The organism is Micromonospora sp. WMMD1082 (assembly GCF_029626175.1).
Lineage (GTDB): Bacteria > Actinomycetota > Actinomycetes > Mycobacteriales > Micromonosporaceae > Micromonospora.
The window spans coordinates 2,328,023-2,352,529 of record NZ_JARUBM010000002.1 but is presented as its reverse complement, the minus strand read 5'-3'; the positions used below and the strand labels follow the sequence as shown (position 1 = coordinate 2,352,529).

General features: G+C 70.7%; 24 protein-coding genes, 1 tRNA gene and 1 pseudogene. 17 read left to right on the top strand and 9 right to left on the bottom strand.

The features are described from left to right. Positions 1–26: 26 nt before the first annotated feature. Positions 27–560, top strand: a pseudogene (locus tag O7615_RS11065) (tyrosine-type recombinase/integrase); the annotation flags it as partial. A gap of 202 nt (positions 561–762) precedes the next feature. Here the strand turns inward: O7615_RS11065 and O7615_RS11060 are convergent. Beyond that, positions 763–972 carry a hypothetical protein gene (locus tag O7615_RS11060; protein ID WP_278177349.1) on the bottom strand — a complete coding sequence of 70 codons (210 nt, stop codon included), beginning with the start codon at positions 970–972 and terminating at the stop codon, positions 763–765. 233 nt (positions 973–1,205) lie between these two features. On the opposite strand from O7615_RS11060, the gene O7615_RS11055 reads away from it, so the two are divergent. Together O7615_RS11055 and O7615_RS11050 are read left to right on the top strand one after the other, a co-directional pair. After that, positions 1,206–1,949 carry a RelA/SpoT domain-containing protein gene (locus O7615_RS11055; RefSeq protein WP_278177348.1) on the top strand — a complete coding sequence of 248 codons (744 nt, stop codon included), beginning with the start codon at positions 1,206–1,208 and terminating at the stop codon, positions 1,947–1,949. Positions 1,950–1,954: 5 nt separating this feature from the next. Beyond that, positions 1,955–2,197 (top strand): hypothetical protein, encoded by a 243-nt coding sequence (locus O7615_RS11050; RefSeq protein WP_278177347.1) that lies wholly within the window; start codon positions 1,955–1,957, stop codon positions 2,195–2,197. 620 nt (positions 2,198–2,817) lie between these two features. On the opposite strand, the gene O7615_RS11045 is transcribed toward O7615_RS11050, so the two are convergent. Both O7615_RS11045 and O7615_RS11040 read right to left on the bottom strand, forming a co-directional pair. Then, entirely contained in the window at positions 2,818–3,735 is a 918-nt protein-coding gene (locus tag O7615_RS11045) for a DMT family transporter (protein WP_278177346.1), read from the bottom strand. Continuing rightward, positions 3,701–4,474 carry a GntR family transcriptional regulator gene (locus O7615_RS11040; protein WP_278177344.1) on the bottom strand — a complete coding sequence of 258 codons (774 nt, stop codon included), beginning with the start codon at positions 4,472–4,474 and terminating at the stop codon, positions 3,701–3,703. Before O7615_RS11040 ends, O7615_RS11045 begins: the two co-directional genes overlap by 35 nt. A 267-nt stretch (positions 4,475–4,741) precedes the next feature. Between O7615_RS11040 and O7615_RS11035 the strand changes: the two genes are divergently transcribed. The 5 genes from O7615_RS11035 (at position 4,742) to O7615_RS11015 (ending at position 8,471) form a co-directional block, all read left to right on the top strand. Beyond that, a complete protein-coding gene (locus tag O7615_RS11035; protein ID WP_278177343.1) occupies positions 4,742–5,209 on the top strand; it encodes a hypothetical protein in 468 nt (155 codons plus the stop codon). Further along, positions 5,206–5,493: a hypothetical protein gene (locus tag O7615_RS11030; RefSeq protein ID WP_278177341.1), complete on the top strand. Its 288-nt coding sequence runs from the start codon at positions 5,206–5,208 to the stop codon at positions 5,491–5,493. Before O7615_RS11035 ends, O7615_RS11030 begins: the two co-directional genes overlap by 4 nt. Continuing rightward, positions 5,483–7,024, top strand: coding sequence for a replication initiator (locus tag O7615_RS11025; protein ID WP_278177339.1), 1,542 nt, complete (start codon positions 5,483–5,485; stop codon positions 7,022–7,024). The genes O7615_RS11030 and O7615_RS11025 overlap by 11 nt, the downstream gene beginning before the upstream one ends. Positions 7,025–7,092: 68 nt before the next feature. Continuing rightward, a complete protein-coding gene (locus O7615_RS11020; protein WP_278177338.1) occupies positions 7,093–7,311 on the top strand; it encodes a helix-turn-helix domain-containing protein in 219 nt (72 codons plus the stop codon). Then, positions 7,308–8,471, top strand: a complete 1,164-nt coding sequence (locus tag O7615_RS11015) for a site-specific integrase (RefSeq protein WP_278177336.1) — start codon at positions 7,308–7,310, stop codon at positions 8,469–8,471. Before O7615_RS11020 ends, O7615_RS11015 begins: the two co-directional genes overlap by 4 nt. A gap of 65 nt (positions 8,472–8,536) precedes the next feature. Here the strand turns inward: O7615_RS11015 and O7615_RS11010 are convergent. Further along, positions 8,537–8,613: transfer RNA gene (locus tag O7615_RS11010), tRNA-Pro, on the bottom strand. A 67-nt stretch (positions 8,614–8,680) separates the two neighbouring features. Then, positions 8,681–9,574 (bottom strand): metallophosphoesterase, encoded by an 894-nt coding sequence (locus O7615_RS11005; RefSeq protein ID WP_278177334.1) that lies wholly within the window; start codon positions 9,572–9,574, stop codon positions 8,681–8,683. A gap of 25 nt (positions 9,575–9,599) precedes the next feature. On the opposite strand from O7615_RS11005, the gene O7615_RS11000 reads away from it, so the two are divergent. After that, on the top strand, positions 9,600–10,055 hold the full coding sequence (locus tag O7615_RS11000) for a GatB/YqeY domain-containing protein (RefSeq protein ID WP_278177332.1): 456 nt from the start codon (positions 9,600–9,602) through the stop codon (positions 10,053–10,055). Between the two features lie 87 nt (positions 10,056–10,142). Here O7615_RS11000 and O7615_RS10995 read toward each other — a convergent pair whose 3' ends face one another. Further along, a complete protein-coding gene (locus tag O7615_RS10995) occupies positions 10,143–12,611 on the bottom strand; it encodes a transglycosylase domain-containing protein (RefSeq protein WP_278177331.1) in 2,469 nt (822 codons plus the stop codon). Between the two features lie 402 nt (positions 12,612–13,013). Between O7615_RS10995 and O7615_RS10990 the strand changes: the two genes are divergently transcribed. Further along, positions 13,014–13,334: a WhiB family transcriptional regulator gene (locus tag O7615_RS10990; RefSeq protein ID WP_278177330.1), complete on the top strand. Its 321-nt coding sequence runs from the start codon at positions 13,014–13,016 to the stop codon at positions 13,332–13,334. Between the two features lie 9 nt (positions 13,335–13,343). On the opposite strand, the gene O7615_RS10985 is transcribed toward O7615_RS10990, so the two are convergent. Genes O7615_RS10985 through O7615_RS10975 form a run of 3 tightly spaced genes read right to left on the bottom strand, consistent with a single transcriptional unit; the run spans position 13,344 to position 16,149 of the window. Then, positions 13,344–14,495, bottom strand: a complete 1,152-nt coding sequence (locus tag O7615_RS10985; protein ID WP_278177329.1) for an ArsA-related P-loop ATPase — start codon at positions 14,493–14,495, stop codon at positions 13,344–13,346. A 53-nt stretch (positions 14,496–14,548) separates the two neighbouring features. Beyond that, the gene (locus tag O7615_RS10980; RefSeq protein ID WP_278177328.1) at positions 14,549–15,526 is read right to left on the bottom strand and encodes an ArsA-related P-loop ATPase; all 978 of its coding nucleotides are present in this window, start codon (positions 15,524–15,526) and stop codon (positions 14,549–14,551) included. A gap of 26 nt (positions 15,527–15,552) precedes the next feature. Beyond that, positions 15,553–16,149, bottom strand: coding sequence for a hypothetical protein (locus O7615_RS10975; protein ID WP_278177327.1), 597 nt, complete (start codon positions 16,147–16,149; stop codon positions 15,553–15,555). Between the two features lie 322 nt (positions 16,150–16,471). Here O7615_RS10975 and O7615_RS10970 point away from each other — a divergent pair, with 322 nt between their 5' ends. From O7615_RS10970 to O7615_RS10940, 7 genes are all read left to right on the top strand, one after another. Then, positions 16,472–16,984: a hypothetical protein gene (locus tag O7615_RS10970; RefSeq protein ID WP_278177326.1), complete on the top strand. Its 513-nt coding sequence runs from the start codon at positions 16,472–16,474 to the stop codon at positions 16,982–16,984. Between the two features lie 44 nt (positions 16,985–17,028). Then, on the top strand, positions 17,029–17,184 hold the full coding sequence (locus O7615_RS10965; RefSeq protein ID WP_013736319.1) for a DUF4177 domain-containing protein: 156 nt from the start codon (positions 17,029–17,031) through the stop codon (positions 17,182–17,184). A 76-nt stretch (positions 17,185–17,260) separates the two neighbouring features. Next, on the top strand, positions 17,261–17,722 hold the full coding sequence (locus O7615_RS10960) for a RidA family protein (protein ID WP_278177325.1): 462 nt from the start codon (positions 17,261–17,263) through the stop codon (positions 17,720–17,722). A gap of 123 nt (positions 17,723–17,845) precedes the next feature. After that, entirely contained in the window at positions 17,846–18,697 is an 852-nt protein-coding gene (locus O7615_RS10955; RefSeq protein ID WP_278177324.1) for an MBL fold metallo-hydrolase, read from the top strand. Continuing rightward, positions 18,694–22,317, top strand: coding sequence for an adenylate/guanylate cyclase domain-containing protein (locus O7615_RS10950; protein WP_278177322.1), 3,624 nt, complete (start codon positions 18,694–18,696; stop codon positions 22,315–22,317). The genes O7615_RS10955 and O7615_RS10950 overlap by 4 nt, the downstream gene beginning before the upstream one ends. A gap of 168 nt (positions 22,318–22,485) precedes the next feature. Next, positions 22,486–22,986 carry a hypothetical protein gene (locus O7615_RS10945; RefSeq protein WP_278177321.1) on the top strand — a complete coding sequence of 167 codons (501 nt, stop codon included), beginning with the start codon at positions 22,486–22,488 and terminating at the stop codon, positions 22,984–22,986. A gap of 31 nt (positions 22,987–23,017) precedes the next feature. Beyond that, entirely contained in the window at positions 23,018–24,490 is a 1,473-nt protein-coding gene (locus O7615_RS10940) for a serine/threonine-protein kinase (RefSeq protein WP_278177320.1), read from the top strand. The last annotated feature ends 17 nt before the right edge of the window (positions 24,491–24,507 follow it).

The window sequence follows — 24,507 nt, the reverse complement described above, 5'->3', positions numbered from 1 at the left end:
ATGTCCGATGAGTCGTGGAGGGCGTTGTCGCCAAGGAACACCCGTCCGCGGCCAAGGGCGCGAGAGTTGTCCTCGGCCAGATGGTCGCCCTAGCCGTGCGCCGGGGTGCGCTGACGGCCAACCCCGTGCGCGACACAGGGCGGCCACGCAAACCGCGCCGCAAGGTCGTCGCTCTTGGCGACGAGCACCTTCAGGCCCTCCGCTCGGCGATCCGTGCCTGGCAGCGACCATCCCCGGCAAGCCTGCACCTCGGCACTCCGGAGACCTCGCCGACATCGTCGACCTGATGGTCGCCACCGGCGCCCGCATCGGCGAGATCCTGGCACTGCGGTGGGAACCTGGACCTCGCTGCCGAACACCCGACCCTGACCATCCGCGGCACGATCGTCCACCTCAAGGGCAAGGGATTCTTCCGCGAGGAGTGGACGAAGTCCGACGCCGGTTTCCGCACGGTGGTCCTGCCCCGGTTCGCGGTCGGGATGCTGATAGCCCGCAAACTCAACGCCGCCGACAACCCGCACGATGCGATCTTCGCCTCCCGGCGCGGCATCTTTCCATAGGCAAAAATCAACGCCCTGACCAGCATCGATGCTGGTCAGGGCGTTCCCTCTGGTCGGGGTGGCCGGATTCGAACCGACGACCTCTTCGTCCCGAAGGAATTATCAGCCTTCGATGACCTGGGCGAGTAGTCGGGCTGAGCTGCCGAGACAGTCCACCATCGTCCGTGGGCGTCCGGTGTCGGTCGCCCCGGTCGTCACCCAGTCAGTCACTCGGCTCATCCTCGTCGTTCGCGGCCGGTAGGGCGGTGCCGCACCAGGGGCAGTAGCCGATGGCGATGTACGAGCTGCCGCCGTCGTGGATGATCAGGCCGTAGCGCTCATCGCTCGGGTCCGGGTCGTGGTAGATCAGGTTATCCGGGCAGCCGAATGGGTCAGGGTGCTCGTCACAGTCTGTCTCGACTTGGTCGCGCATCATCTTGCAGCAGAAGGTCACACTGGATTCTCTCGGTGTCTTGTGCCCCCAGTGTGCCCCTAACAAGCCTGTCTAACGATCTTCTGCCAAGTGCCCAACTCCACAGAGCGATTCCGGCGTGTCGGAAACTTGCCAGACCCGCTGCTCACTAGGCTCCGGCAAGCCATGCTCGTCCTCTGTCGACGGAGCCTAGTGAGCAGCGGGTCTCTCGCGGAACAACACAGGCGGGGATAGTGGTTACTCAGCAGCGCGGGCAACAAGCAAGAGTGGTTGCCCCTCGAACGGCGCCGGGCGTCAGCAAGGGCGAGATCAACCGGTGCGGCGATCACCTGCGCGACTGGTGGCTGAGCGACGACGAGCCGAACGATGTGACGCTGATGGCCTGGAACGCGATCCAGGAGTTTCGCTCCAGCTTCCAGTACCCCATGACTAAGGTTGCCGTCGGCGTGCGCCAGTTCGTTCGGCGCGAGTCATCAGAGGTGATCGTTGCCCAACGTCTTAAGCGGATGCCTCAGATCATCAACAAGCTCGTGCGCTTCCCCGACACCAAGCTTGCGCGGATGGAGGACATCGGCGGATGTCGTGCAATCCTCCCCGGCGGGCGGGCTGAGATCCTTGGCGTGATGAAGCGGATCAAGCGAAACTGGGACGTAAAACGCGAAAGGGACTACATCGATTGTCCCAAGCCTACTGGCTACCGGGGTGTACACCTTGTGGTGGAGCGTGACGGACAGCGCATCGAGGTGCAGCTTCGAACGCCGGGTCAGCAGGCATGGGCTGATGCGGTCGAGCGGACTGCTGGTCGCCTGCGATTGCCCCTGAAAGACGGCCAAGGTCACCCAGAGTTGGTCGAGTACTTCCGGCTCGCAGCCGAGGGTATTGCTATGGATGAGGGGTACTTGCAACCTGATGCGGAGTTTGCTACAAGGTTCGCCACTGCCCGGGCCGCCGTGCAACACTACTTCCAAGGGAGGTGACCAGGATGCCCGCCATGATTCACTTCTTGCTTGTCTATGACTACGCGCAGGAGAAGCTCCTTCGGGAAGACGTGTACCTCGACGCCACAGAGGCCGCCGACGCGTACTCCAAGGCAGAGAAGGATCTTCACGGCCGAGAAGATCTTGAGATCGTTCTGGTTGGGTCTGACTCAATCAACACGATCCACCGAACCCACGGGCACTACTTCAAGGAAGGTGCCCAGTCCCGGTACCTAGCTGGCGTCTGATCAAAGACCTACTGAAGCCCCGCGCGCAGGTGCGGGGCTTCAGTGCGCTCTAAGGCCACCTGCCATCCCGTCTGCCGTCGACCCGTCCTCCTGGGGAGCGGGCCGCCGCCCGGCCCGCCACGTCAAGCGGACCTTGACGCAGGTTCGGACGCTGGCGGGTCGGGCGGTGGTCTGCTCGGCTTGCCCGGGTCGATGGCAGGCGGGACGGCCTACCGCAACCATCCACGGACCGCGACCCGCCGACGGAGCCCCGGCCATCCTGGAGCCGGAGCGCCCCCGCCGGAGGCGCAGTAACCGCAACCCGCGACCATCACTAGCTCGCCGGACGCAGCCGGCGTCCGCTTCCCTGCGCCGCGCGGGCTCGTGGCTGCGCGGCCCGGCCGGCTGCCGGCCCACCACAACCCGGTCAACGCTGCTGTCGTGCTACGGCGGCCCACCGGGCTTTCCGCTCTCCGCGCCAGCCGCCGGGCGTGTTGCGTGGCCGGAGTCGGAGCGCCAGCGGAGCGACGGACGCGCGCCCAGGCGGCGGCGCGTGCGGCCCGTCAAGGGCCGCCTTGAAGACGTACAGAAAATTCTCACCACCCGCCGGCAGTCGGCCAGGCTTCGGGCCTGAACTGCGGCTATGCGGGCTTCCTTCGGGTGAGCGCGATGCCGACGAGCACCAGGGCGACGCCAAGGATGACGGCGATGGTGACGGTCTCTTGCAGGACTGCCCATCCGAGGATGACGGCGACGATGGGGAGTAGGTAGGTGACGGTGGAGGCGATGGCGGGTCCGTCGTCCTGGATGATGCGGTAGTTCAGGACGTAGGCCGCTCCGGTGCCGAGGATTCCGAGGACCAGCACGCCGATCAGGGCGTCGGCCCGCCAGGCGACGTGTTCGCGTCCCGTGGCGGTCATGACGCAGGTAAGGATGAGGGTTGCTGCGGTTAGTTGGCTGGCGGAGAGCATGAGCGGGCTTATGCCCCTGTTCGTTAGGTATCGCCCCATGTACAGGTAGCTGATGGCGTAGGAGAGGGCTGCTGCCAGGCAGGCGAGCCCGCCCCAGCTCGCCACCTCTCCAGCCGAATCCCACGGCCCGAACATCACGACCACGCCGAGGAAACCTAGTCCGAATCCGGCGGCTTTTGGCGCGGTGACGTGGCGATCTATACCGACCAGGAAGCCCAGCAACAGCGTCCATAGCGGTGTCGTAGAGTTGATGACTCCGGCGATGTTTGAGCCTATCTGTTGCTCTGCAACTGCAAACAACAGATAGGGGATCGCGTTGGCCACCAGCGCAGCAACGAATATGTGTCCCCATACCGACCGCTGACGTGGTATCCGCTGCCCCTGAAACACGACGATAGGAATCAACACCAAAGCACCTAGTAGCAGCCGGGCAAACGTCAATTGCGTCGGACTAAATCCACGCAGCCCCAACTTGATCCATAGGAAGCTAGACCCCCACAGGAGAGCAAGTACGGCGAGCCGTACCAGCCCAGCGCCTCCCGCCACCGGGCGGTCAGTCTTCAACGGGCATCTCGTAGTCCAGGCCATTGATGTCAGCGCGCATCACAAACCGAGTCACCTCGAACGGTTGTCCTTTGTCGTCCACGCTGGTGTGCAGAACCTCGATCACCGGTACACCAGGGGGCATGACCAGTCCAGCAACTTCCTCCGGTGTCGGCATCCGAGCGGAGACTTCCTCCCTTATGCGGGTAATAGCGTGGCCCAGGTCCTCGAATCGAGCGTAGATGCTGCCCCGGCCTAGCTTCTTCTCCGTTGCCAGCGGTGAGTCTGCGACGACCGCTGTGGGAATGTAGGTCACTCCAACTTGCACCGGCTCATCGTCGGCGAAGTACCAGTTTTCGCGTCGGACCACTTCGGCCTCATGGCCCAGGTTCAGCCGCTCGGCAACCTCAGCCGGAGCGACGGTTCGGGTCACGGAACGGCACTCGGTGTGCGGAACACGTCCCTGGCGTTCAACCTCGATACGGAACGGTGAAAGGCCCGTCTCGTTGCGTGCCGAACGCGAGTAGCGGTTACGCCCCATCCGCATCAACGGCCTGCGCCGCCGCACGAACACGCCCTTGCCGTGACGCGCTACAGCAAGTCCTTCGGCTTGCAAGATGCTCAACGCTTCCCGAGCGGTGTTCCGGGCGGTGGCGTACCGCGACGCCAGGTCCCGCTCCGAAGGTAGTTGATCGCCGTCTACGAGTTCGCCATTGACGATTGCGGCGCGTAGCTCATCGGCTATGCGACGGCTTGGCGGCCGTCGTTCTTCCTGGTCAGTCACCTTGTCTCCCTCCCGCCTCAGTCTACCGCAACTGGCTCAAGCCAGCTATTGACAACGCGGCGTGATGGCTCACATACTGACGGAGCCACTGGCTTAAGCCAGTCAAGGCAACGAAAGAAGCCCCAGCGGGCGGCCACCCGCTGAGGCCGGTGCATCGGTTCCCTCGTCGAAAGGACCAACACGATGCCTGTCCAGCCTACCGTTCATCCTGCTCTGTGCGCCTCGGGCCACACTCCGGCGCTGTCTGATGCTCGCCTGCTGTCTGCGTTGGCGACGCTTCGGGACGCGCTGGCCCCTGGGAAGGCGCTGAACCTGCCCGCAGTCCTCGATGAGGCTGCTCTGCTGGCCTGCCTGTCCGTGCTCACCACGAACCCGACCACTGTCCCCGCACCGGACTCCACGCTGCGACCGCCGCGCTGCAACTTCGCCGGCTACTGCATCATGTGCGGCCACCAGGGCTGCCAAGCCCCGGCGTGTATCGCCGCCTTCGCCCAGACCGCGTGGGCAGTCTGCAACGGGTGCAACGGCTACGGAGCGGACCCGGCGTCCTCGATCCCGTGCGCCTGCTTCGGCGGCCTGACCCAGGTCGACCCCATCGAAAACTGCTACTGGTGCGGCCGATCCGGCTGCCAGTGGTGCCCGGCCAACCGCTGCCCCGACCCACGCAACCCGCAGTGCGACTGCCCCTCCTGCCTCGCCACAGAGGCCGAGGAAACCCCGGCGGTGGCCCGATGACCACCACCCCTGCCACCTACCGGTGGCGTCAACCCCGCCTTGCTCGGGGCTGGGAACCCGTCCAACTCATCGGCCGTATGAAGATCCTCGCCGCCCGCGACGGGATCGAGTTGCCGAAGACCTACGTCCTGATCCGCTACCTCTACCTGTGGGAGCACCACCGGGCCGACCTGCCCACCTATGTGGCGTCCCTGCTCGGCCGGATCTTCGACACGCCGAACCCGTTCGGCACCGGCCCCACCACCCACCTACCCACCAGGGCGGTCCGCACCCGTGGCCGCTGACCTGATCGCCGTTGTCCCGGACCAGCACACCAACGCTGGTCCGGGGCACCGGCCCCACGCTCGCCCCGCCGACGGCTCACCGGGTGGGTTCGTCGGCCGCGATGAGTCCGCCTTTACCCGCGCCACCGGCCCGGACTACTTCGGCTGGCTGGAGCACGTGAAGGCGGCTGCGGGCTGCTCCCACCCCATCCGCCTCGCGGGCGAGGTGGCCACCATCGACCGGGACACCGGCCGTCTCCTCAACTCCGTCACCACCGCCGAGCTGCCGGACGGGGAGATCTACAAACCGTGCGGCAACCGCCGTCACGCCGTGTGCCCCTCGTGCGCGCGTACCTACCAGCGCGATGCCTACCAGCTCGTCCGCGCCGGCCTCGCCGGCGGCAAAGGCATCCCCGCCACCGTTACCGGGCATCCGGCGGTGTTCGCCACGCTCACGGCACCGTCGTTCGGGCCGGTCCACACGCAGCGCACCGACCGCGCTGGTCGGCAGGTCCCGTGCCGGCCTCGCCGCGACGTCGAGCTGTGTCCGCATGGTGTGGATGTGCGTTGCCACCAGCGGCACGCCGATGACGATCCGACTCTCGGTACCCCGCTGTGCCTGGACTGCTACGACCACCCGGCACAGGTGGTGTGGAACCACTGCGCGCCGGAACTGTGGCGCCGGACCACGATCGCGCTCACTCGCCACGTCCGTGCCCGCGTCCGGCAGCTCGGCCTGCCCTGGGTCGAGCAGGTCACCGCCAGCGGGAAGGTTCGTCGGGTGCCGCCGGTCAAGCTGTCGTTCGGCAAGGTCGCGGAGATGCAACGCCGGGGCGTCGTGCACTACCACGCGATCATCCGCCTCGACGGTGTCCACCCGTACGACCCTGCCGCGATCGTCCCACCCCCGGCAGGCTTCGATCATGGCGACCTGGTCGCCGCCGTCACCCACGCCGCCACCACGACCGGCTTCACCACCCGCCCCCATGCTGTCCAGCCCGGCGGCTGGCCTATCTGCTGGGGCGACCCCGGTAAGGGCCTCGATGTGCGGCCGGTCAACGCCGACGGCGACATCACCGACGGGAAGGTGGCCGGCTACCTCGCCAAGTACGCCACCAAGAGCACCGAAACCACCGGGCATGTCTCCCGCCGCCTCAACGGCGACACCATCGACCTGTACGCCAACGAGCACGGCACTCACGCCGAACGGCTCGTAGACGCCTGCTGGACCCTCGGCCAACACCGCGACTGGCAGCAACTCCGACGGTGGGCGCACATGCTCGGCTTCGGCGGCCACTTCCTCACCAAAAGCCGCCGCTACTCCGTCACCTTCCGCATCCTCCGCGACGCCCGCACCATCTGGCGACGCACCGAAACCGGCCACGAATACGCCGACCAGCAGAACGACGACACCACCCTGATCGTCGGCCTCCTCAGCTACGCCGGCTCCGGCTGGCGCACCACCGGAGACGCCCTACTCGCCAACACCGCCGCCGCCCTGGCCCGCGAACGACACGAAGCCGCCCGAGACGCCCTGCTTGCCGCCGCCTGAGCCGGCCACCGATCCACCGTCAAGACAGCCTTGACGGTCAACCTGTCCCCGCACGGAAGGAGCACCGATTGACCGCACCCGCACTCACCGCCCCCACACGGGCGCTCTACCGCATCCCCGAGGTCATGCGACTGCTCAGTCTCTCCCGGTCCGTGATCTACGAACAGATCCGCGCCGGCCGACTCCGCACCGTCCGGCAAGGACGTGCCCGCCTCGTCCCTGCCGCCGCGATCACCGCTTACGTCGACCTACTCGAACAGGAAACCCAGAAGGGAGGTACCCGATGACCACACGCCGTGCCCGAGGGGAAGGCGGCCTGCACTGGGACGAGTCCCGGCAACGCTGGATCGCCACCGTCACCGTCGGATACACCCCGGCCGGCAAGCGCATCGTGCGCAAAGGCAGCGGCAAGACCAAGACCGAAGCCCGCACCAAACTGCGGGAGAAGATCCGCGACTACGAAGACGGGCTCGCCATAGCCGAGCACCACTACACCGTCACCGAAGCCGTCACCGACTGGCTGACCTACGGACTCAACGGCCGATCAGACCGCACCAAGGCCAAGTGCGAGATCCTGTGCCGCACCCACATCATCCCCGCGTTGGGCGCCCGGAAGCTACGCGAGCTTCGCGCCCAGGACGTCGACCGCTGGCTAGCTGACAAGGCCACCACCCTCAGCACCCGCACCCTTCGTGACCTCTACGGGTGCCTCAACCGCTCGATCAACCGAGCCATGGCCCGAGACAAGGTGAAGCGCAACGTCGTCGCGCTCTGCACCGTGCCGCGCGGCCAAGAAGGACGCCCCTCCAAGTCCCTCACCCTGGATCAAGCGAAGGCCGTCCTCAACGCCTCCGAGGAAACCCGCCTGCACGCCTACGTCGTGCTCTCGCTGCTGACCGGCGCGCGGACCGAGGAACTACGCGCCCTGTGCTGGGACCACGTTGACCTTGTCGGACAGCCCGACCTCGATCCGCCGCTACCGCCCGCCCTACACGTCTGGCGTTCCGACCGAGAAGGCGGCGACACCAAGACCCGCAAGTCACGGCGCACCCTCGCATTACCTGCCCGGTGCGTCTCCGCGCTGACCCGCCACCGCCAGCGCCAGAACCAGGAGCGCAAGACTGCCGGCAAGGACTGGCATGCGCTCGACCTGGTCTTCGCTTCCACCGTCGGTACCGCCCTCGACGCGGCTAACGTCCGCCGGGCCTTCCGCCGAGTCGTCACCCTCGCCGGCCTCGACCCGGCCGCCTGGACACCCCGCGAGCTGCGGCACAGCTTCGTGTCCCTGCTCTCCGACAGTGGGGTGAGCCTTGAAGACATCGCAGACCTGTGCGGGCACTCGGGAACGACCGTGACGGAGCTGGTCTACCGCCACCAACTCCGGCCCGTGCTGCTCCAAGGCGCGGCCGTCATGGATCGGATCTTCGCGCCTGTTGCCGAGGCGTAGTCACTCAGTTGGTCACTCAGGACGTAGTAGAGGGCACACCCATTGATGGGATGTGCCCTCTGACCTGGTCGGGGTGGCCGGATTCGAACCGACGACCTCTTCGTCCCGAACGAAGCGCGCTACCAAGCTGCGCCACACCCCGAGGCGTGCCGACAAATAGTAGCCCACCCGCTCCGAGGCTCAAACTCGGTACCCCGGCGCGCGGGCGGTCAGCGGGGGATCAGGGTGAGCAGGCTGGCCTCCGGTAGGCAGGCGAAGCGGACCGGGGCGGTCGGGTGGGTGCCGAGCCCGGCGGAGACGTGCAGCCAGGAGTCCGAGCCCGGCCAGCTGTGCAGGCCCTTCGCCATCGACCGGGGCAGGCCGCAGTTGGTCACCAGCGCCCCCACCCCCGGTACGCAGACCTGGCCGCCGTGGGTGTGGCCGGCGAGCAGCAGCCCGAAGCCGTCGGCGGCCATCTCGTCGAGCAGCGCCGGTTCCGGGGAGTGGGTCAGCGCGATGGCGAGGTCCGCCTCGGGAGGGATCGGGCCGGCGACCGAGGCGTAGTCGTCCCGTTCGACGTGCGGGTCGTCGACGCCGGCCATGTCGATCGTCCGGCCGCCGGCCTTGACCGTGGTCCGCCGGTTGTTCAAGTCGGCCCAGCCGGCCCCGGTGAACACGTCACGCAGCTCCTCGAAGGGCAGCTCGACCCCCTCGGCGTACTCCCGGTCGGGCAGGAAGTAGCTGAACGGGTTCTTCCAGACCGGCCCGGTGTAGTCGTTCGAACCGAAGACGAACGCGCCCGGGTAGTCGAGCAGGGGTTGCAGCGCCCGCAGCACGCCCGGCACCGCCCCCGGGTGCGCCATGTTGTCCCCGGTCACCACGACCAGGTCGGGGTCGAGGGCGGCCAGCGAGGCGACCCAGTGCTGCTTGCGCTCCTGGTGGGGGGTCATGTGCAGGTCCGACACGTGCAGTACGCGCAGCGGCTCGGTGCCGGTCGGCAGCACCGGGACGTCGAAGCGGCGGAGGGTGAACATGTTGCGCTCGACGAGCGACGCGTACGCCAGGGCGGCGGCACCCGTCGCGACGGTTGCGGTCGCGAGCCGGAATAGTGTGCGCTTTCGCATGCCGATCAGGGTAGTTTGACCGTCCATGAGCACGCTGAAGGACCGTCTCACCGCCGACATGCGCGCCGCCCTGAAGGCCCGCGACGAGCTGACCACGTCCACCCTGCGGATGGCCCTGGCCGCCGTCGGCACGGCCGAGGTAGCCGGCAAGGCCAAGCGCGAGCTCAGTGACGACGAGGTGCTGGCGGTGCTGACCAAGGAGGCCAAGAAGCGCCGCGAGGCGGCCACCGCCTTCGCCGAGGCGGGCCGCACCGAGCAGGCCGCCAAGGAGACCGCCGAGGGTGAGGTGCTGGACCGCTACCTGCCGAGGCAGCTCTCCGACGCCGAGCTGACCGAGCTGGTCGCGGGGGCGCTCGTCGCCGGCGGCTTCACCGGCAAGGCCCAGATGGGCCCGGCGATGAAGGCGGCCCAGGCCGCGGTGGCGGGCCAGGCCGAGGGGGGCCGGGTGGCCGCCGAGGTACGCCGCCAGCTCGGCCTCTGAATCCTTCCCCGATCGAGCCGCCCACCGATGCGCGGATGGGCGGGCACCCTTCCTGGGATGCCCGCCCATCCGGCGTGGGAACGGCGATCAGCCGCCGGGTCGGTCGTCCGGCGGCCGGCTGGGACTGCTGGGCGGACTGGACGGACCGGTACTCGGCCGGCCGTTGTTGCCACCGCCGTTGTCGTTGTCGCCACCACCATTGCCGGCGCTGACCATGATCGTCACGATGCCGCCCTTGATGGTGCGGCCGCTGGGGCTGGTGCCGGCGGCGGTGCCGGCGGGGCAGTCGGAGGTCACCCGGCTGCTGGAGACCAGGGGCTGGAAGCCGGCGCCGGAGATGCGCGACTTGGCCCGTTCGATGTCCAGGCATCCGACACCCGGGATGCTGCGCTGGTCACCCAGGGAGATCTTCTGACCGGGCGGATCGAAGTTGATCGCCTTCTTGCCGTCCATGGCGGCCTTCAACGTCTGCCAGACCGGCGGGTTGATGCCGTCGCTCGGCTTGTGCTTCATCTTGACGTTGGTCTGCGGCCAGTCCGGGTCGGCCAGGATGCCGGCCACCGCGTACTGCTTGGTCATCGCGACCAGCGAGGCGGTCCGCTCCGAGTCGGTGGTGCCCGACTTGCCGGCGACCGGCTTGCCCACCTGGTACTTCACCTCGGCGGCGGTGCGGCTGCCGCCGCACTTGCTGGTGGAGGAGTTGTCGCCGACCGGGCAGCGGGCCGCGTCCACGGCCGCCCGGGCCACCTCGGTGCTGATCCGCTTCTCACAGCGCGGGTTGGCCACGTCCAGCTTGTTTCCGTCCAGGTCGCGGATCTGCTGCACCGGGATGGGCTCGCAGTACTTGCCGTCGGCGGCCAGCGTGGCGTACGAGTTGGCCAGTTCCAGTGGCGTGGTGTCCGTGACGCCCAGCGTGAACGAGCCCCACTGGTGGGCGGCCGCCTTGTCGTTGGCCCAGTCGTTCTCCTTGCTGACCCGGAACTGGATGCCCAGCCGCTTGGCCGCGTCGACCACGTTCTCCGCGCCCACCTGCTGCTGGAGCGGGACGAAGTACGTGTTGGTCGACGCGGAGAAGGCGCTCCACATGTCCTTCACGCCGCCCGGCTGCCGGTTCGAGTTCATCGGGCAGTAGAAGTGTGTGCCGGGGCAGGCCGCGTCACTGCTCCTGTCAATGATGTACTCGGACTTGAACTGCTGCGGCGCGTTGATGGTGTAGCTGAGCGGGATGCCCTTCTCCAGCGCGGCCACGATCGTGTAGATCTTGAAGACCGAGCCGGCCTGGTAGCCGGTGAGCCCGTCGCCGCCGGTCAGCAGCGGGTTCACCGTGTTGGGGTAGTTGCCGAGCGTGCCCTTGGCTCGCTTTGCCGGATCGCTGTGCGGCTTGTTCTGCGGGTTCTTCGGGTTGTCGAGCTTGAAGTTCCGGTTGACCGACAGGGCGCGTACCCGGCCGGTGCCGGGCTCGACCACCGCGACCATCACGGCTTCCTTGGAGTTCACCGACTTCGCAGCGCGGACGGCCTTGTCGGCGCCGTCCTGGGCCTGCTTGTCCAGCGTGGTGACGATCGTGTAGCCGCCGCTCTTGAGCCGCCGCTCCCGGTCGTAGGTGGTCGAGCCGAACGTCTCCTGCGACATCCACCAGCGGTAGAAGTAGTCGCAGAAGAAGCCCCAGGCGTTCTTGTTGGTGGCGACGCAGCCGTTCGGCGCGCGCTTGCCCTTGACCACCAGCTTGGTGGCCTTGGCCGCCTCGGCCTCCTCCCTGGTGATCGCGCCGGTCGTGACCATGTGGTCGATCACGTAGTCGCGCCGGGCGACCGCGTGCGGGTAGCCGCTCTTGGTGGTCGGGTCGAACGAGGTCGGCGCCTTGACCAGGCCGGCCAGCATGGCGGCCTCCTCGATCTTCAGCTCCTTCGGCGGCTTGTTGAAGTAGACCTGGCTGGCGGCGTAGACGCCGTACGCGCCGTTGCCGAAGGCGGCGAGGTTGAGGTAGCTCTCCAGGATCTCGTCCTTGGTGAGCTTCTTCTCGATCTGTAGCGCGTAGTTCATCTCGCGCAGCTTGCGGGCGCTGGTGTCCTCGGTCGCGGCGATCACGTCGGCCGGGTGGGTCGCCGAGTAGGCGATGCCCATCCGGACGTACTGCATGGTCAGCGTCGAGGCGCCCTGCCGGTCGTTGTCCGCGGAGCTGTTGTTGACGAAGGCCCGGGCCACGCCGTTGAGGTCGACCCCGTTGTGCTTGTAGAAGTCGTGATCCTCGGCGGCGATGATCGCCTGCTGCATGTGGGGCGAGATGTCGGCAAGCGTCACGTCGCGCCGGTTCTCGTCGTACATGGTGGCCAGCGGTGTCTTGGCGTCCGAGGCGAGCAGGTAGCTGATCTGGGGTGCGCGGGCCATGGTCAGTTCCTTCGGCAGTGCGCCGAAGGTCTCCGCGCTGGCCTTCGCGGCCAGGCCCGACATCGCCACCGCGGGGAAGGCCGCAGCGGCGACCACCACGCCAGCCAACAGCCCACAGATGAGCAGCGATGCGGCGTTGGTCAGGACGTTGTGGTCACGTTTCCGCATCCAGGTCACCTCGACAGGGTACGCGAACAGGTAACGAGGGGCGCTGGGGCGTCTTTTCCCCATTTCCTGCGCGCGCCGTCCTCGTTGTGCTAGACGCGTGGCACCGGTCGTCCGGTTGCGTGGATCCGTGCCGAGTTTCCTCCTCGCGGAGGTGGCCCGCAGCGTTTTCGCGGACTCCGGTGGGGTAAGCGGCGGTCCCTGGCCCGAGAAGCCGGGAGTGTCCGGAATGATGGATTTAGCCGACAACGTTGCGTAATCGGGTGACTACAGAGCATGATGGGGGCGGCGACAGCGCCACATGTCGTCCGCGCCGCCTTGGGGTAAGGCGTGCCGGACGGCCGGGGGGATTGCCGGCTGGCCCAGGAACGGCGTCGGTAGTACTGCAAGGGGGGACGTGTACAGATGGGCATGATCACTGACTGGCCGTCGTTGGCGGCGTGTCAGAACGGAGACCCGGACGCGTTGTTCGTACAGGGCGCCGAACAGAACGTGGCCAAGCGGATCTGCCGGAGCTGCCCAGTCCGGTACGAATGCCTGGCCGACGCGCTGGACAACCGGATCGAGTTCGGTGTGTGGGGTGGCATGACCGAACGGGAACGCCGCGCGCTGCTGCGTCGCCACCCGCAGGTCACCAGCTGGCGGAAGATGTTCGAGGCGGCGATGAAGAAGAACGCCAAGGACAAGGCCGGGAAGGACAAGATCCTGGCCACCGCCGGCAACTGACCGGCACGGTCAGTCGCGGCTCATCGCCGCCGCGATCGTTCGCAGCCCGTCGACGTCGTGCACGTCGGCGGGCTGTGCCGTCACCGAGACGGCCGGCACCTGCGGGAACGCCTCGGTGAACCGCGCGGCCACCTGCCGCTCGCGGACCGCCTGCTCGGCCAGGGCCGCGTGCGCCCGCAGGACCTCGACGGTGCCCTCGTGGCCGCCGGCCGCAGCCAGCTGGTCGGCGGCGGCACGGCTCTCCGGCCCGCCCAGCTCGGGCACCGCCGGCCGGTGCACCCGGTTGAGCACCAGGCCGGCGAGCGGCATCTTCTCCTCGCGCAATCGGCCGGCGAAGTAGGCGGCCTCCCGGACCGCGTCCGGCTCCGGCGCCGCGACCAGCAGAAACGCCGTCTCCCGCGCCTGCAGGATGCGGTACGTCTGCTCCGCGCGCTGCCGGAACCCGCCGAACATCGAGTCGAGCGCGGCCACGAAACCGGACAGGTCAGTCAGCAACTGAGCGCCGATCACCTTCTGCACGACCCGGGAGAACATCCCGAAGGAGGCGGTGACCAGGCTGAACATGCTGCGACCGCCGGTCCGCGCTGGGGCGAGCAGCAGCCGCAGCATCCGCCCGTCGAGGAACCGGGACAGCCGCGCCGGCGCGTCGAGAAAGTCCAGCGCCGAGCGCGACGGCGGGGTGTCCACCACGATCAGGTCCCACTCGCCCCGCGCGTGCAGCTGGCCGAGCTTCTCCATCGCCATGTACTCCTGCGTACCGGCGAAGGTGGAACTCATCGCCTGGTAGAAGGGGTTCGCGAAGATCTCCGTGGCCTTCGCCGGATCGGTGTGCGCGAGCACCACGTCGTCGAAGGTGCGCTTCATGTCGAGCATCATGGCGTGCAACTGGCCACCGCTGTCCTCGACGTCGATCCCCTTGACCTGCCGAGGCGTGTTGTCCAGCTCCGTCAGGCCGAGCGACTGTGCCAGCCGCCGCGCCGGGTCGATGGTGAGCACCACCGTACGCCGGCCGTGCTGCTCGGCCGCGCGCAGCGCGAGCGCGGCGGCCGTGGTCGTCTTGCCCACCCCGCCCGCCCCGCAGCAGACCACGATCCGTACGCCCGGGTCGGCCAGGATCCGGTCGACGTCCAGCTGCGGGGCGGCGTTGTCGGAAGGCACCAATCGAGCGTATCGGGCCGGCCCGCTCCGCGCGTCAGGCCGAGGTCAGGTGTGAGTCAATCGCCGTGCACGAGCGCCGTGGTGAGCACGTCGAGGCCGGCACGGTCCACCCCGTCGGGCAGGAGCGGGAGTTCCACCAGGGGCACGCCGAGTTCCACCAGATCGGCGCGGAGCGAATCCTCCAGCTCCCGGCGGATCGCCAGGTCGCGTGCCTCGTGGTGCAGCCCGGCGACGGTCCGCTGGTCGGCCGGCAGCCCGGCGGCGCGAAGCCCCCGCTCCAGCTCGGCCTCGGTGACCAACCGCCCCGCCGGCAGCGGCGCCCGGGTCGCGTTGACGATCACCCGGCCCACCCCGAATCCCAGCGAGGTCAGCTCGGCGATCGCGTCGACGGTCTCCTGTACCGGCATCTCCTCGAGCAGGGTCACCACGTGCACCGCGGTCATCGGTGAGCGCAGCAGGGCCGAGACCCCCTCGCTCTGGGTCTTGATCGGCCCCACCTTGGCCAGCCGGGCCGTCTCGGCGGTGACGTTCAGGAAACGCCCGATCCGGCCGGTGGGCGGTGCGTCCAGCACCACCGCGTCGTACACCCGTCGCTGGTCGACGGTGCGGGTGGTGGCCTCCTTGAGCTTGCCGGTGAGTAGCACGTCGCGCAGGCCCGGAGCGATGGTGGTGGCGAAGTCGATCGCGCCGAACTTGCGCAGTGCCCGGCCCGCCGCGCCGAGCTTGTAGAACATGTCAAGGTATTCGAGCAGCGCCTCCTCGGCGTCCACGGCGAGGGCGCGGACCTCGCCGCCGCCGGGCGCGTCGGCCAGGTGCCGTTCGGCGTACGGCAGCGGCTCGGTGCCGAAGAGTTGGGCGATGCCCTGCCGGCCCTCCACCTCGACCAGGAGCGTGCGTCGACCGGCGGCGGCCAGGCCCAGGGCCAGGGCGGCGGCCACGCTGGTCTTGCCCGTGCCCCCCTTGCCGGTCACCACGTGCAGGCGGGCGGGCCAATCGGTGCCGGCCTGGTCAGTCGGTCGCTGCGCTGCTCCCACCCGTCGAGCCTATCCATTCGGCGAGTTCAGGCGACCTCGCAGACCCACCAGCCGGTCTTGCGGATCACGGTGAAGCGTAGGTCCTGGTCGGCGATCTTCTCGTCGGCGGTGGTCACGGTCACCGTGGTGGTGACGGTGGCCCGGTCGCCGGTCTCGTTGTCCACCGTCGGGGTGTCCCAGCGGAACCGGGGGTTCTGGTAGGTCGAGACGTACTTCTCGACCTCGGCCACCTTGGCCCTGATCTTGTCCCGGTCGCGGGCGGCGGTGCAGACCAGCTTGGCCGCCTTGGCGGCGTCCCGCTCCTGGTAGACCGCGGTGAGGAAGTCGTCGACCGCCACCGACGGATCCTGCGCCCCCTCGCCGGACTCGGTGTTGCGCAGGGCAAGGAACGCGGCCACGCCGCCGCCGGCGCAGAGCAGCAGCACCACGACCAGCGCGATCGAGGCGACCAGCGCCCCGCGCTTACGGGGCGGACCCGCCGGCGCCTGGTGCGGCGGATAACCGGACGCCGGTGGCGGGGTCGACGCACCATTGCCGGCGGTTGCCGGGGAGGAGGACTGGCCGGGCGGACCGGCTGGTGGGAGGTCGGTGGGGCCGGTCGGGCCGGTGGGTGGCTGGGTCATCGGTCCCCCGGGGTGCGGCGCAGCACCGCAGTGGCGGTGAGCGTGGGATCGGGTGGCCGGGCCGGGCGCCCGTCCAGACCGGAAGGGTAGCGGTCCCCGGTCCGGCTGCGGAGGGCCCGGTGTCTCCCGTACGGGCGTCGCGGTCAGCTTTCCGCTGGTCGGGTGTCGCAAATGTGACCCAATGCAATCGGGCGTGCGCGTCCTGTTGATGGGACCGGTGGGTCGGCCCTACGGTCGCTCCGGCACGCCCGCCCCGGGCCGGGCGCAGGGGCCCGGACCGACGGGCGGCGCCGTGACCAGGTACGACGCCCGGAGGCAGCGCATGCGCGACACGGAGAACACCCGCCGAGCCCAGTTCCCGGCCGGGCCACAACGGGGCGGTCGGACGGCTGGCGGAGACTCCACCGGCCGGCTGCCGGTGAACGAGCGCTCGTACCGCCGCCCCGCGGACCCGGTCACCGGTGTCGAGCCGGCCGGAGGGCGGGAGGAGGAAGGCCCCGGGTACGTCATTCACCTGCCCATCCGGGTGACCGACCTGGCCGCCGCGACCGCCCTGGCCGGTCGGGTGGCGACCTCGCTGAACTTCCTGCTCGAACTGGACGCCGGTGAGACCGAGGTGTCGACCGCCGACGACCAGAACAACCGGCACCGGGTCTTCTGCGACCTGCTGCTGCCCGACCGCACCCGCTGCCCCCAGCCCTACGACCACTCCGGCCCCTGCGGGGAACTGCCGACCCCGCCCGAGCAGCGCCCCGCCCCGGAGCAGCGTCCCGAGTCTGCACAGCGTCCCGAGTCTGAGCAGCGCCCCGCGCCCCGACCGGCCGGCGGACCGTAGGCTGTGCCCCGAAGTGTCCATGCCACCGAGGGAGCCCTCCACCGATGCAGAAGTGGGAATACGCCACGGTCCCGCTGCTGGTCCACGCGACCAAGCAGATCCTCGACAACTGGGGTGAGGACGGCTGGGAACTCGTCTCCGTCGTGCCCGGGCCGAACCCGGAGCAACTCGTCGCCTACCTGAAGCGGCCGAAGGCATGAGTGAGCGGAGCGAGCGAATCGTCAGGCGCAGTGCGGTGGTGCCTCATGACGGCGCGGAGCGCAGCGGAGTGCCGGCATGAGTAACGGGCCGCACGGGAAGCTGGCGGAACTCGGGCTGGAACTGCCGGAGGTGGTGCCGCCGGTGGCGAGCTACGTGCCGGCGGTGCAGTCCGGGCAGCACGTGTACGTCTCGGGGCAGCTGCCGATGGCCGAGGGCAAGCTGCTGGCCACCGGCAAGGTCGGCGCCGGCGTCTCGGCCGACCAGGCCAAACAGCTCGCCCAGCGGTGCGCCCTCAACGCGCTCGCCGCGATCGACTCGCTGGTCGGCCTGGAGAACGTCGTCAAGGTCGTCAAGCTGACCGGCTTCGTCGCGAGCGCACCCGGCTTCACCGGCCAGCCCGGCGTCATCAACGGCGCCTCGGACCTGTTCGGTGCCGTGTTCGGCGAGGCCGGCCGGCACGCCCGCAGCGCGGTCGGCGTCGCCGAACTCCCGCTGGACGCCCCGGTCGAGGTCGAACTCATCGTCGAGGTCTCCTGACCTCGACGCCACCCCACGCGATCTTGCAGTTTCGGTCGGGACGAAAGCCCCTCGGAAGGGCGAATCGGGGACCGAAACTGCAAGATCGCGGGGCCGCCCCGGTGGGGTCGTACGATCGCAGCCATGGGAGGGCATGTGACGGGGGCGGTGACCGCCCTCGCCAGCGAACTGCCGGATTGGGTGACGCTGCTGCGTGCGCCGAACCCGGGTCCGATGACGCTGGACGGCACCAACACCTGGCTGCTGCGGGCGCCCGGTGCGTCGTACGGCGTGCTCGTCGATCCGGGCCCGGCCGACGAGGCGCATCTGGCGGCGATCACCGCGCAGGGGCCGATCGGTCTGGTGCTGATCACCCACGGGCATCCGGATCACACCGAGGCCTCGCCGCGCCTGCACGAGCTGCTCGACGGCGTGCCGGTGCGCGCCGCCGACCCCGCGCACAGCATCGGCGGCCCGCCGCTGGGCAGCGCCCCGGCCGACGGTGGCAGCCGCGAGGGTGACCGCCTCGACGGGTACGGCCTGGACATCCGGCTCGTGCCGACGCCCGGGCACACCGCCGACTCGGTCTGCTTCCTGGTCGGCCACTACGGCCGGCGGTTGGTGCTGACCGGCGACACCATCCTGGGCCGGGGCACCACCGTGGTCGCCCACCCGGACGGCCACCTCGGCGACTACCTCGCCAGCCTGGAACTGCTCTCGGCGTACCGCGGGATCCCGGCGTTGCCGGGACACGGCCCGGCACTGGCCGACTGCGGCGCCGCCGCGGACTTCTACCTCGCCCACCGTCGCGCCCGGCTCGACCAGGTCCGGGTGGCGCTGGACGGTGGCGCGCGGACCGCGGCCGAGGTGGTCGCGACGGTCTACGCGGACGTGGACCGGTCGCTGTGGTGGGCGGCCGAGTGGTCCGTCCGCGCCCAGCTGGAATACCTGGGCCGGGAATCCGACGGCGGTGGCGCGGGGTTGGACCGACCGTGACCTGCCCGGTGTGCGGAACCGTCGCCGTGCCCGGCGCCCGGTTCTGCCACAACTGCGGCGCCGCGCTGCCGGCCGCCGCGACCCTGCCCGCCGCCGAGCGTCGGGTGGTGACCGTGCTCTTCGGCGACCTGTCCGACTTCACGTCCTGGTCGGAGGATCTCGACCCGGAGCGCGTCGGTGCGGTCACCGACCGGGTGCTGGCCGCCCTCGCCGGGGCGGTCAAGACCTTCGGCGGGCACGTCGACAAGCTGACCGGTGACGGGATCATGGCGGTCTTCGGTGCCCCGGTGGCGCACGAGGACGACGCCGAGCGGGCGGTCCGCGCCGCGTTGTCCATGCAGCGGGCGGTCCGCCGGGTGCTCGACGACGAGCGGGGTGGCGGCGCCCCGCTGGGCCTGCGGGTCGGGCTGAACACGGGCGACGTGATCGCCGGCATCCAGGCCGCGATCGAGTACACCGTCATCGGCGACACCGTCAACACCGCCGCCCGGCTGGCCGACGCCGCCGCCGTCGGCGCGGTCTACGCCGGCGGGCGCACGGCCGCGGCGACCCGCCACGTGGCGAGCTGGCGCGCGCTACGCCCGCTGCGGCTCAAGGGCAAGCGCGAGCCGGTCGAGGCGTACGAGCTGCTCGGTCTGCTGGACGCGCCCGGCACCCGCTCCGGCCTCGGCGACGAGGCGCCCTTCGTCGGCCGGGAGACCGAGATCGGCCGGGTCGCCGGTCGGCTGGCCGAGGTGATCGACCGTGGTGAGCCACGGGTGCTGCTGATGACCGCCGAGGCGGGCATCGGCAAGTCCCGGTTCGCCGCCGAGGTGGAACGCCTCGCCGCCGGCTACGACGTGGGCGCCGGGCGGTACGCCGCGCACACCGGGGCGCGGGTGCTCTCGGTGCGCTGCGCCGCGTTCGGTGAGCGTCGCCGGCTGGCACCCCTCGCGGACCTGGTGCGCGCCGCGACGGGCCTGCCCAACGACGCGGCCACGGCGGTCACCCGCGCGGCCGTCGAGGAGCGCCTGCGGCGGCTCGGGCAGCGGCTCAGCCGTGTCCGGACCGAGCCGGCCCCGGTCGCGGTGGACCAGCTGCTGGCCCTGCTCGGATACGCCGAACTGCCCGCCGGTGGCCACGCCGACCAGGGCGAGTGGAGCAGCGCCCAGCCGCCGGCCGACGTCGACGCGGTGCCCAACGCGGTGGCCGATCTGCTCAGCGCGCTCGCCGCGGAGGCGCCGCTCGTGGTCGTGGTGGACGACCTGCACGACGCCACCGGGGAGACCATCCGGGCGCTGGAGGTGGCGCTGTCCCGGCTCACCGGGCCGGTGCTGGTGCTGCTGCTCGGCCGGCCCGAGCTGGTGCGCGCCGCCGGCACCCTGACCCGGGTCGCGGACGCCGAGGTGCAACCGCTGCCGCCACTGCGGGGCGCCGACGCGGCCCGGTTGCTGACCAGCTATCTCGCCGGCGGGCGACTGCCCCAGGCCGACACCGACCGACTGCTCGCCACCGCCCAGGGCAACGCGTTCTACCTGGCCGAACTGGTCACCCTGCTGATGGAGCGCGGCGCGCTCACCGCCGGGGCACGCAACAGCTGGCGGCTGGCGCCCGGCTCGCTGGGTAGCCGGCTGCTCTCCCGTGACCTGGCGGCGGTGCTCGCCGCCCGGATCGACGCCCTGCCCGTCGAGGCCCGCTCGGTGCTGCGGGATGCCGCCGTGGTCGGCGACACGGTGCCCGACGGCGCGCTGGAGGCGTTGCGGGAACAGCGGGCCGGCCGCGACGGTCGTCCGGCCGCGGTCGCCGCGGTCGAACTGGAACGCGCGGTGGAGGAGCTGCTGCAGCGACGGATGCTGCACCGCACCCGCAGCGGGTACGCCTTCGCCACCCCGCTGATGCGGGAGGCCGCGTACTCCGGGATCAGCAAGGCGGAGCTGGCCGAGCGGCACGCCGCGCTGGCCCGCTGGGCGGCCGACGTGGCTGGTCACGGCGGCGGCACGGTCGGCGAGGTGAGCGGCGGCGCCGCGACCGGCCCGGGGGGCACCGTGACCGGTCCGGGGGGCTTCACGGAGGCGAGCCGGGACGACTTCGTGGCCGCGCACGTCGAGCGGGCCACCGCGCTGGCCGACGCGGTCACGCTGCGCCCGGACGCGCCGGCCCGAGCGGTCGCACCGCTGGGCGTCGCCGCGCTCGGCCGGGCCACCCGCCGGGCGCTGGAGGTGGGCGAGCCGGCGCTCGCCGTGGAGTACGCCGAACGCGCCGCCGAACTGGCCCGCGACGGCGTACCGGCGGCCGACCGGGTGGTGCACGCCCGCGCGCTGCTCCAGGTCGGTCGGGCCGCCGACGCGCTGGCCTTCGCCGAGAAGATCTCCGCGAACGCGGGGGATCCGGCGACGCGGGCCAGTGCCCTGCTGCTCGCCGGACAGGCCCATCAGGTGATGGGCGACCTGCGGCGGGCGGAGTCCTGCTGGCGGGAGGCGTCGCAGGTGGCCGGCGACGCCGACCTGCCGACCCTGCGGGCATCGGCGATGCGCCGGCTGGGCATGGCGGACTTCCTGGCCGGCCGGCTGGGGCAGGCGAGCAGCCGGCTGGCCGCCGCGTACCAGGTCAGCCTGGCCGTGCGGGACCGGCGGGGGCAGGCGTGGTCGTTGCAGAACCTGGCCTGGGTGACCACCACCCGGGGCGACTTCGGCGGCACGGACGCGGTGCTCGGCCGGGCCGCCCGACTCTTCGCCGAGTTGAAGGATCCCTACGGGCGGGCCTGGCTGCGCGGCACCACCGCCTTCGCCCGGCTGCTCGCCGGGCGGTTGCGGGAGGCACGGCGGTTGGCCCGGATCTTCCTGCCCTTCGGCGAGCGGGTCGGCGAGGCGTGGGCGGTCGGCACCCTGCGGGCGGTCGACGCGTACGCCAACGCCGAGTTGGGCGAGCTGGCCGACGCCGACCGGGAGGCACGCCGGGCGTACCGGGAGTTCGCCGCCGCCTCCGATGACTGGGGGCAGGGCTTCGCGCTGGTCGTGCGCGGGGTGGTCGCCCGAGGGCTGGGCGAGCCGGAGCACGCCGCTGACCTGCTCACCGACGCGCTCGCGTACGGCCACCGGACCGCACACCCGCTGCTCACCGGGATGGCCGGCACGCTGCGCGGCTTCGTCGCCCTGGACATGGGCGACGTGGCCGCCGCCGAGCGGGACGCCCGGGCGGTGCTCACCACCGTGGAGCCGCACAACCCGCAGGCGCCGGCCCAGGTGGCTCCCCGGGTGCTGCTGGCGACGGCCCGGCTGGCGGCCGGCGACTCCGGCACCGCGGTCGGCCTGCTCGCCCCGGTCGCCACCGCTGCCGCCACCACACCGTCGCTGCTCTTCTCCCGCCGGCAGTCGATGGCGCGCTACGCGTCGGCCCTGCTCGCGCACGGGCAGCGGGAGCAGGCGTTGTACTGGGCGCGCCGGGCGGTGACGGCGCCGGCCGAGGACGTCCGCAGCCAGGTGATCGCGGCGAGCGTGTTGGCCGAGGCGTTGGCCGCCTGCGGTCGGCCGGCGGAGGCGAAGGCCAGCGCCGAGGATGCGGTCCGCCTGGCGTACGCCACCGAGCAGCGCAGTGAACGGGCCGCCGCCGAGGCGCTCCTCACCCGCCTCCGTACCGCCTGATCTTCCCCACCCGCGGGGACGGCGGGCGGGCCGGACCGCCCGGCGGGTGCACGGGCGGGTACGGATCTGGCGGTTTCGGGGATGTGATCGGTCGGGGGTGGCCGCTAGCGTGGCAGGTGCACGCGGCCGCCGGTTCTGGCGGTCGCGCCGTCAAGGAGGAGGGCACAGATGAGGCTGCCGCGTTCGGTCGCGGGGTGGACGATCGCGGTGTTCGGCGTGCTGGCGCTGGTGATGGGCGCCGTCGGCCTGCTCTGGCCGGAGGCGCTGCTGCGGGTGCTCGGCTTCGAGATACCGGAGACCCGCGCGCCCGGCGACTACACGGGCACGTTCGTGACGGCCTCCTCGATGGCCTCGTTCAACATGGGGGTCTACTACCTGCTCGCCACCGCCACCGAGTGGCGCGCGTTCTACCGCTTCACGGTGGTGTTCCGGCTGGTGACGTTCACGGTCTTCACCCTCGCGGTGCTGGGCGACGTCGCACCGGGCCGGTTCTTCGGGGTGGCGGCCTGGGAGGGCCTGGGCGCGCTGGCCACCGCCGCCGGGCTCTGGTGGGACGCCCGCCGCGCCGCGGCGAGCGATGACGGATCGACCGTCGGTGCACCGGTGCCGGGCGACCGGCGCGGCGCCGGAGCAACGGGCGCGGGGGCGGCCGCCGATGCGGTTCACTGAGCCGCCGGTGCAGTTCGGTATTTTCGAGGTTGTGACCGACACCCCGCCCGGCGCCCTGCCGACGCCCATCGTGCCCGGTCTGACTGATTTGCAGGTGTTTGCCCGGGGTGGGTACGCCACCGTCTACCGGGCGACGCAGATCTCCGTGGGCCGCGAGGTCGCGGTCAAGGTGGAGAACCGGACCCTGGCCAGCGATCGAGATCAGGCGCGCTTCCTGCGCGAGGCGCGTGCCGCCGGTCGGATGTCGTCGCATCCGCACGTGGTCGACCTGTTCGATGTCGGGGTCACCATCGACCAGCACCCCTACCTGATCATGGAACTCTGCGACGGCTCGTACGCCGAGCGGATGCGCAACTCGCCGCTGGGTGCGGCCGAGGCCCGCGACCTCGGCATCAAGATCGCGGATGCGATCGCGCACTCGCACGCCGCGGGCGTGCTGCACCGCGACGTGAAGCCGGCCAACATCCTCTACTCGCACTTCAACTCGGCCGTGCTGGCCGACTTCGGGCTGGCCGTGGTCGCCGAGATGCGGGACGCTTCGGTCGCGCTGGAGGTGCTCACCCCGGCGTACGCGCCGCCGGAGATGTTCAGCCACAGCCCGCCGTCGCCGGCCGTCGACGTGTACGCGCTCTGCGCCACGCTCTACGCGGTCATGCACGGGCGACCGCCCCGCTGGCAGAGCGAACGCAATCCGAGCCTGGTCACCGTGCTGGAGATGTTCCAGCAGCCGATCCCCAGCCTGCCCGGCATCCCGGAGGAACTGGTCGACGTCCTGCGCGCCGGCATGGCCAACGATCCCGGCGACCGGCCCTCGGCCGCGGAACTGCTCACCATGCTCACCAATCTGTCGCTGGGCACCACGGGAACGCCGGCCGGTGGGGTGAACTTCCCCCCGGCCCCGCTCGGCGGTGGCCACGTTGCCGGTCCGCCCGTGCCGGCAGTGCCACCCGCCGCGCCCGGCTCCACCGACCGACGCCGTCGGCGACGCTGGTTCCTGGGCGCCGCTGGCGTGGTGGCGCTGGCCGCCTCGGCGGGTGTCGGGGCCCTGGCGGCCGGTGGTGTCCCGTCGCCGCAGCCGAGCGTTCCGGTCCGTCCGGCGGCGACCGGCGTGCTCCGTCCGGGCTGCGCCACCCTGCCCGAGGCACTTCCCGCCGGCGCCCAGTGCGCGACGGAGTTGGAGTGCTTCGGCCCGGTGCAGGTGCGCGGCCAGCGGGCCGAGGCCAGCCGGGTGTCCTGCGACGCCCGGCACACCTGGGAGAGCTATGCCCAGGGGCAACTGCCGGCCGCCCTGACCGGCGCCGACCACGACGAGATCGTCGCGGATCGGGACGTCCGCCGGGTCTGTAACGAAGAGACGTTCCGGTTGGTCAGCGGCCTGCGCCAGACGGCCGGCTGGAATCTCGAGGTGCTGCCGCCGGCCGACCCGAACGACGACCGCACCTACCGCTGCCTCGCCGGGCGAGGTCTGGACGGGCTGGCCTCGCCCACCCTCACCAGCGACTGAGCGTCCCGACGCACATC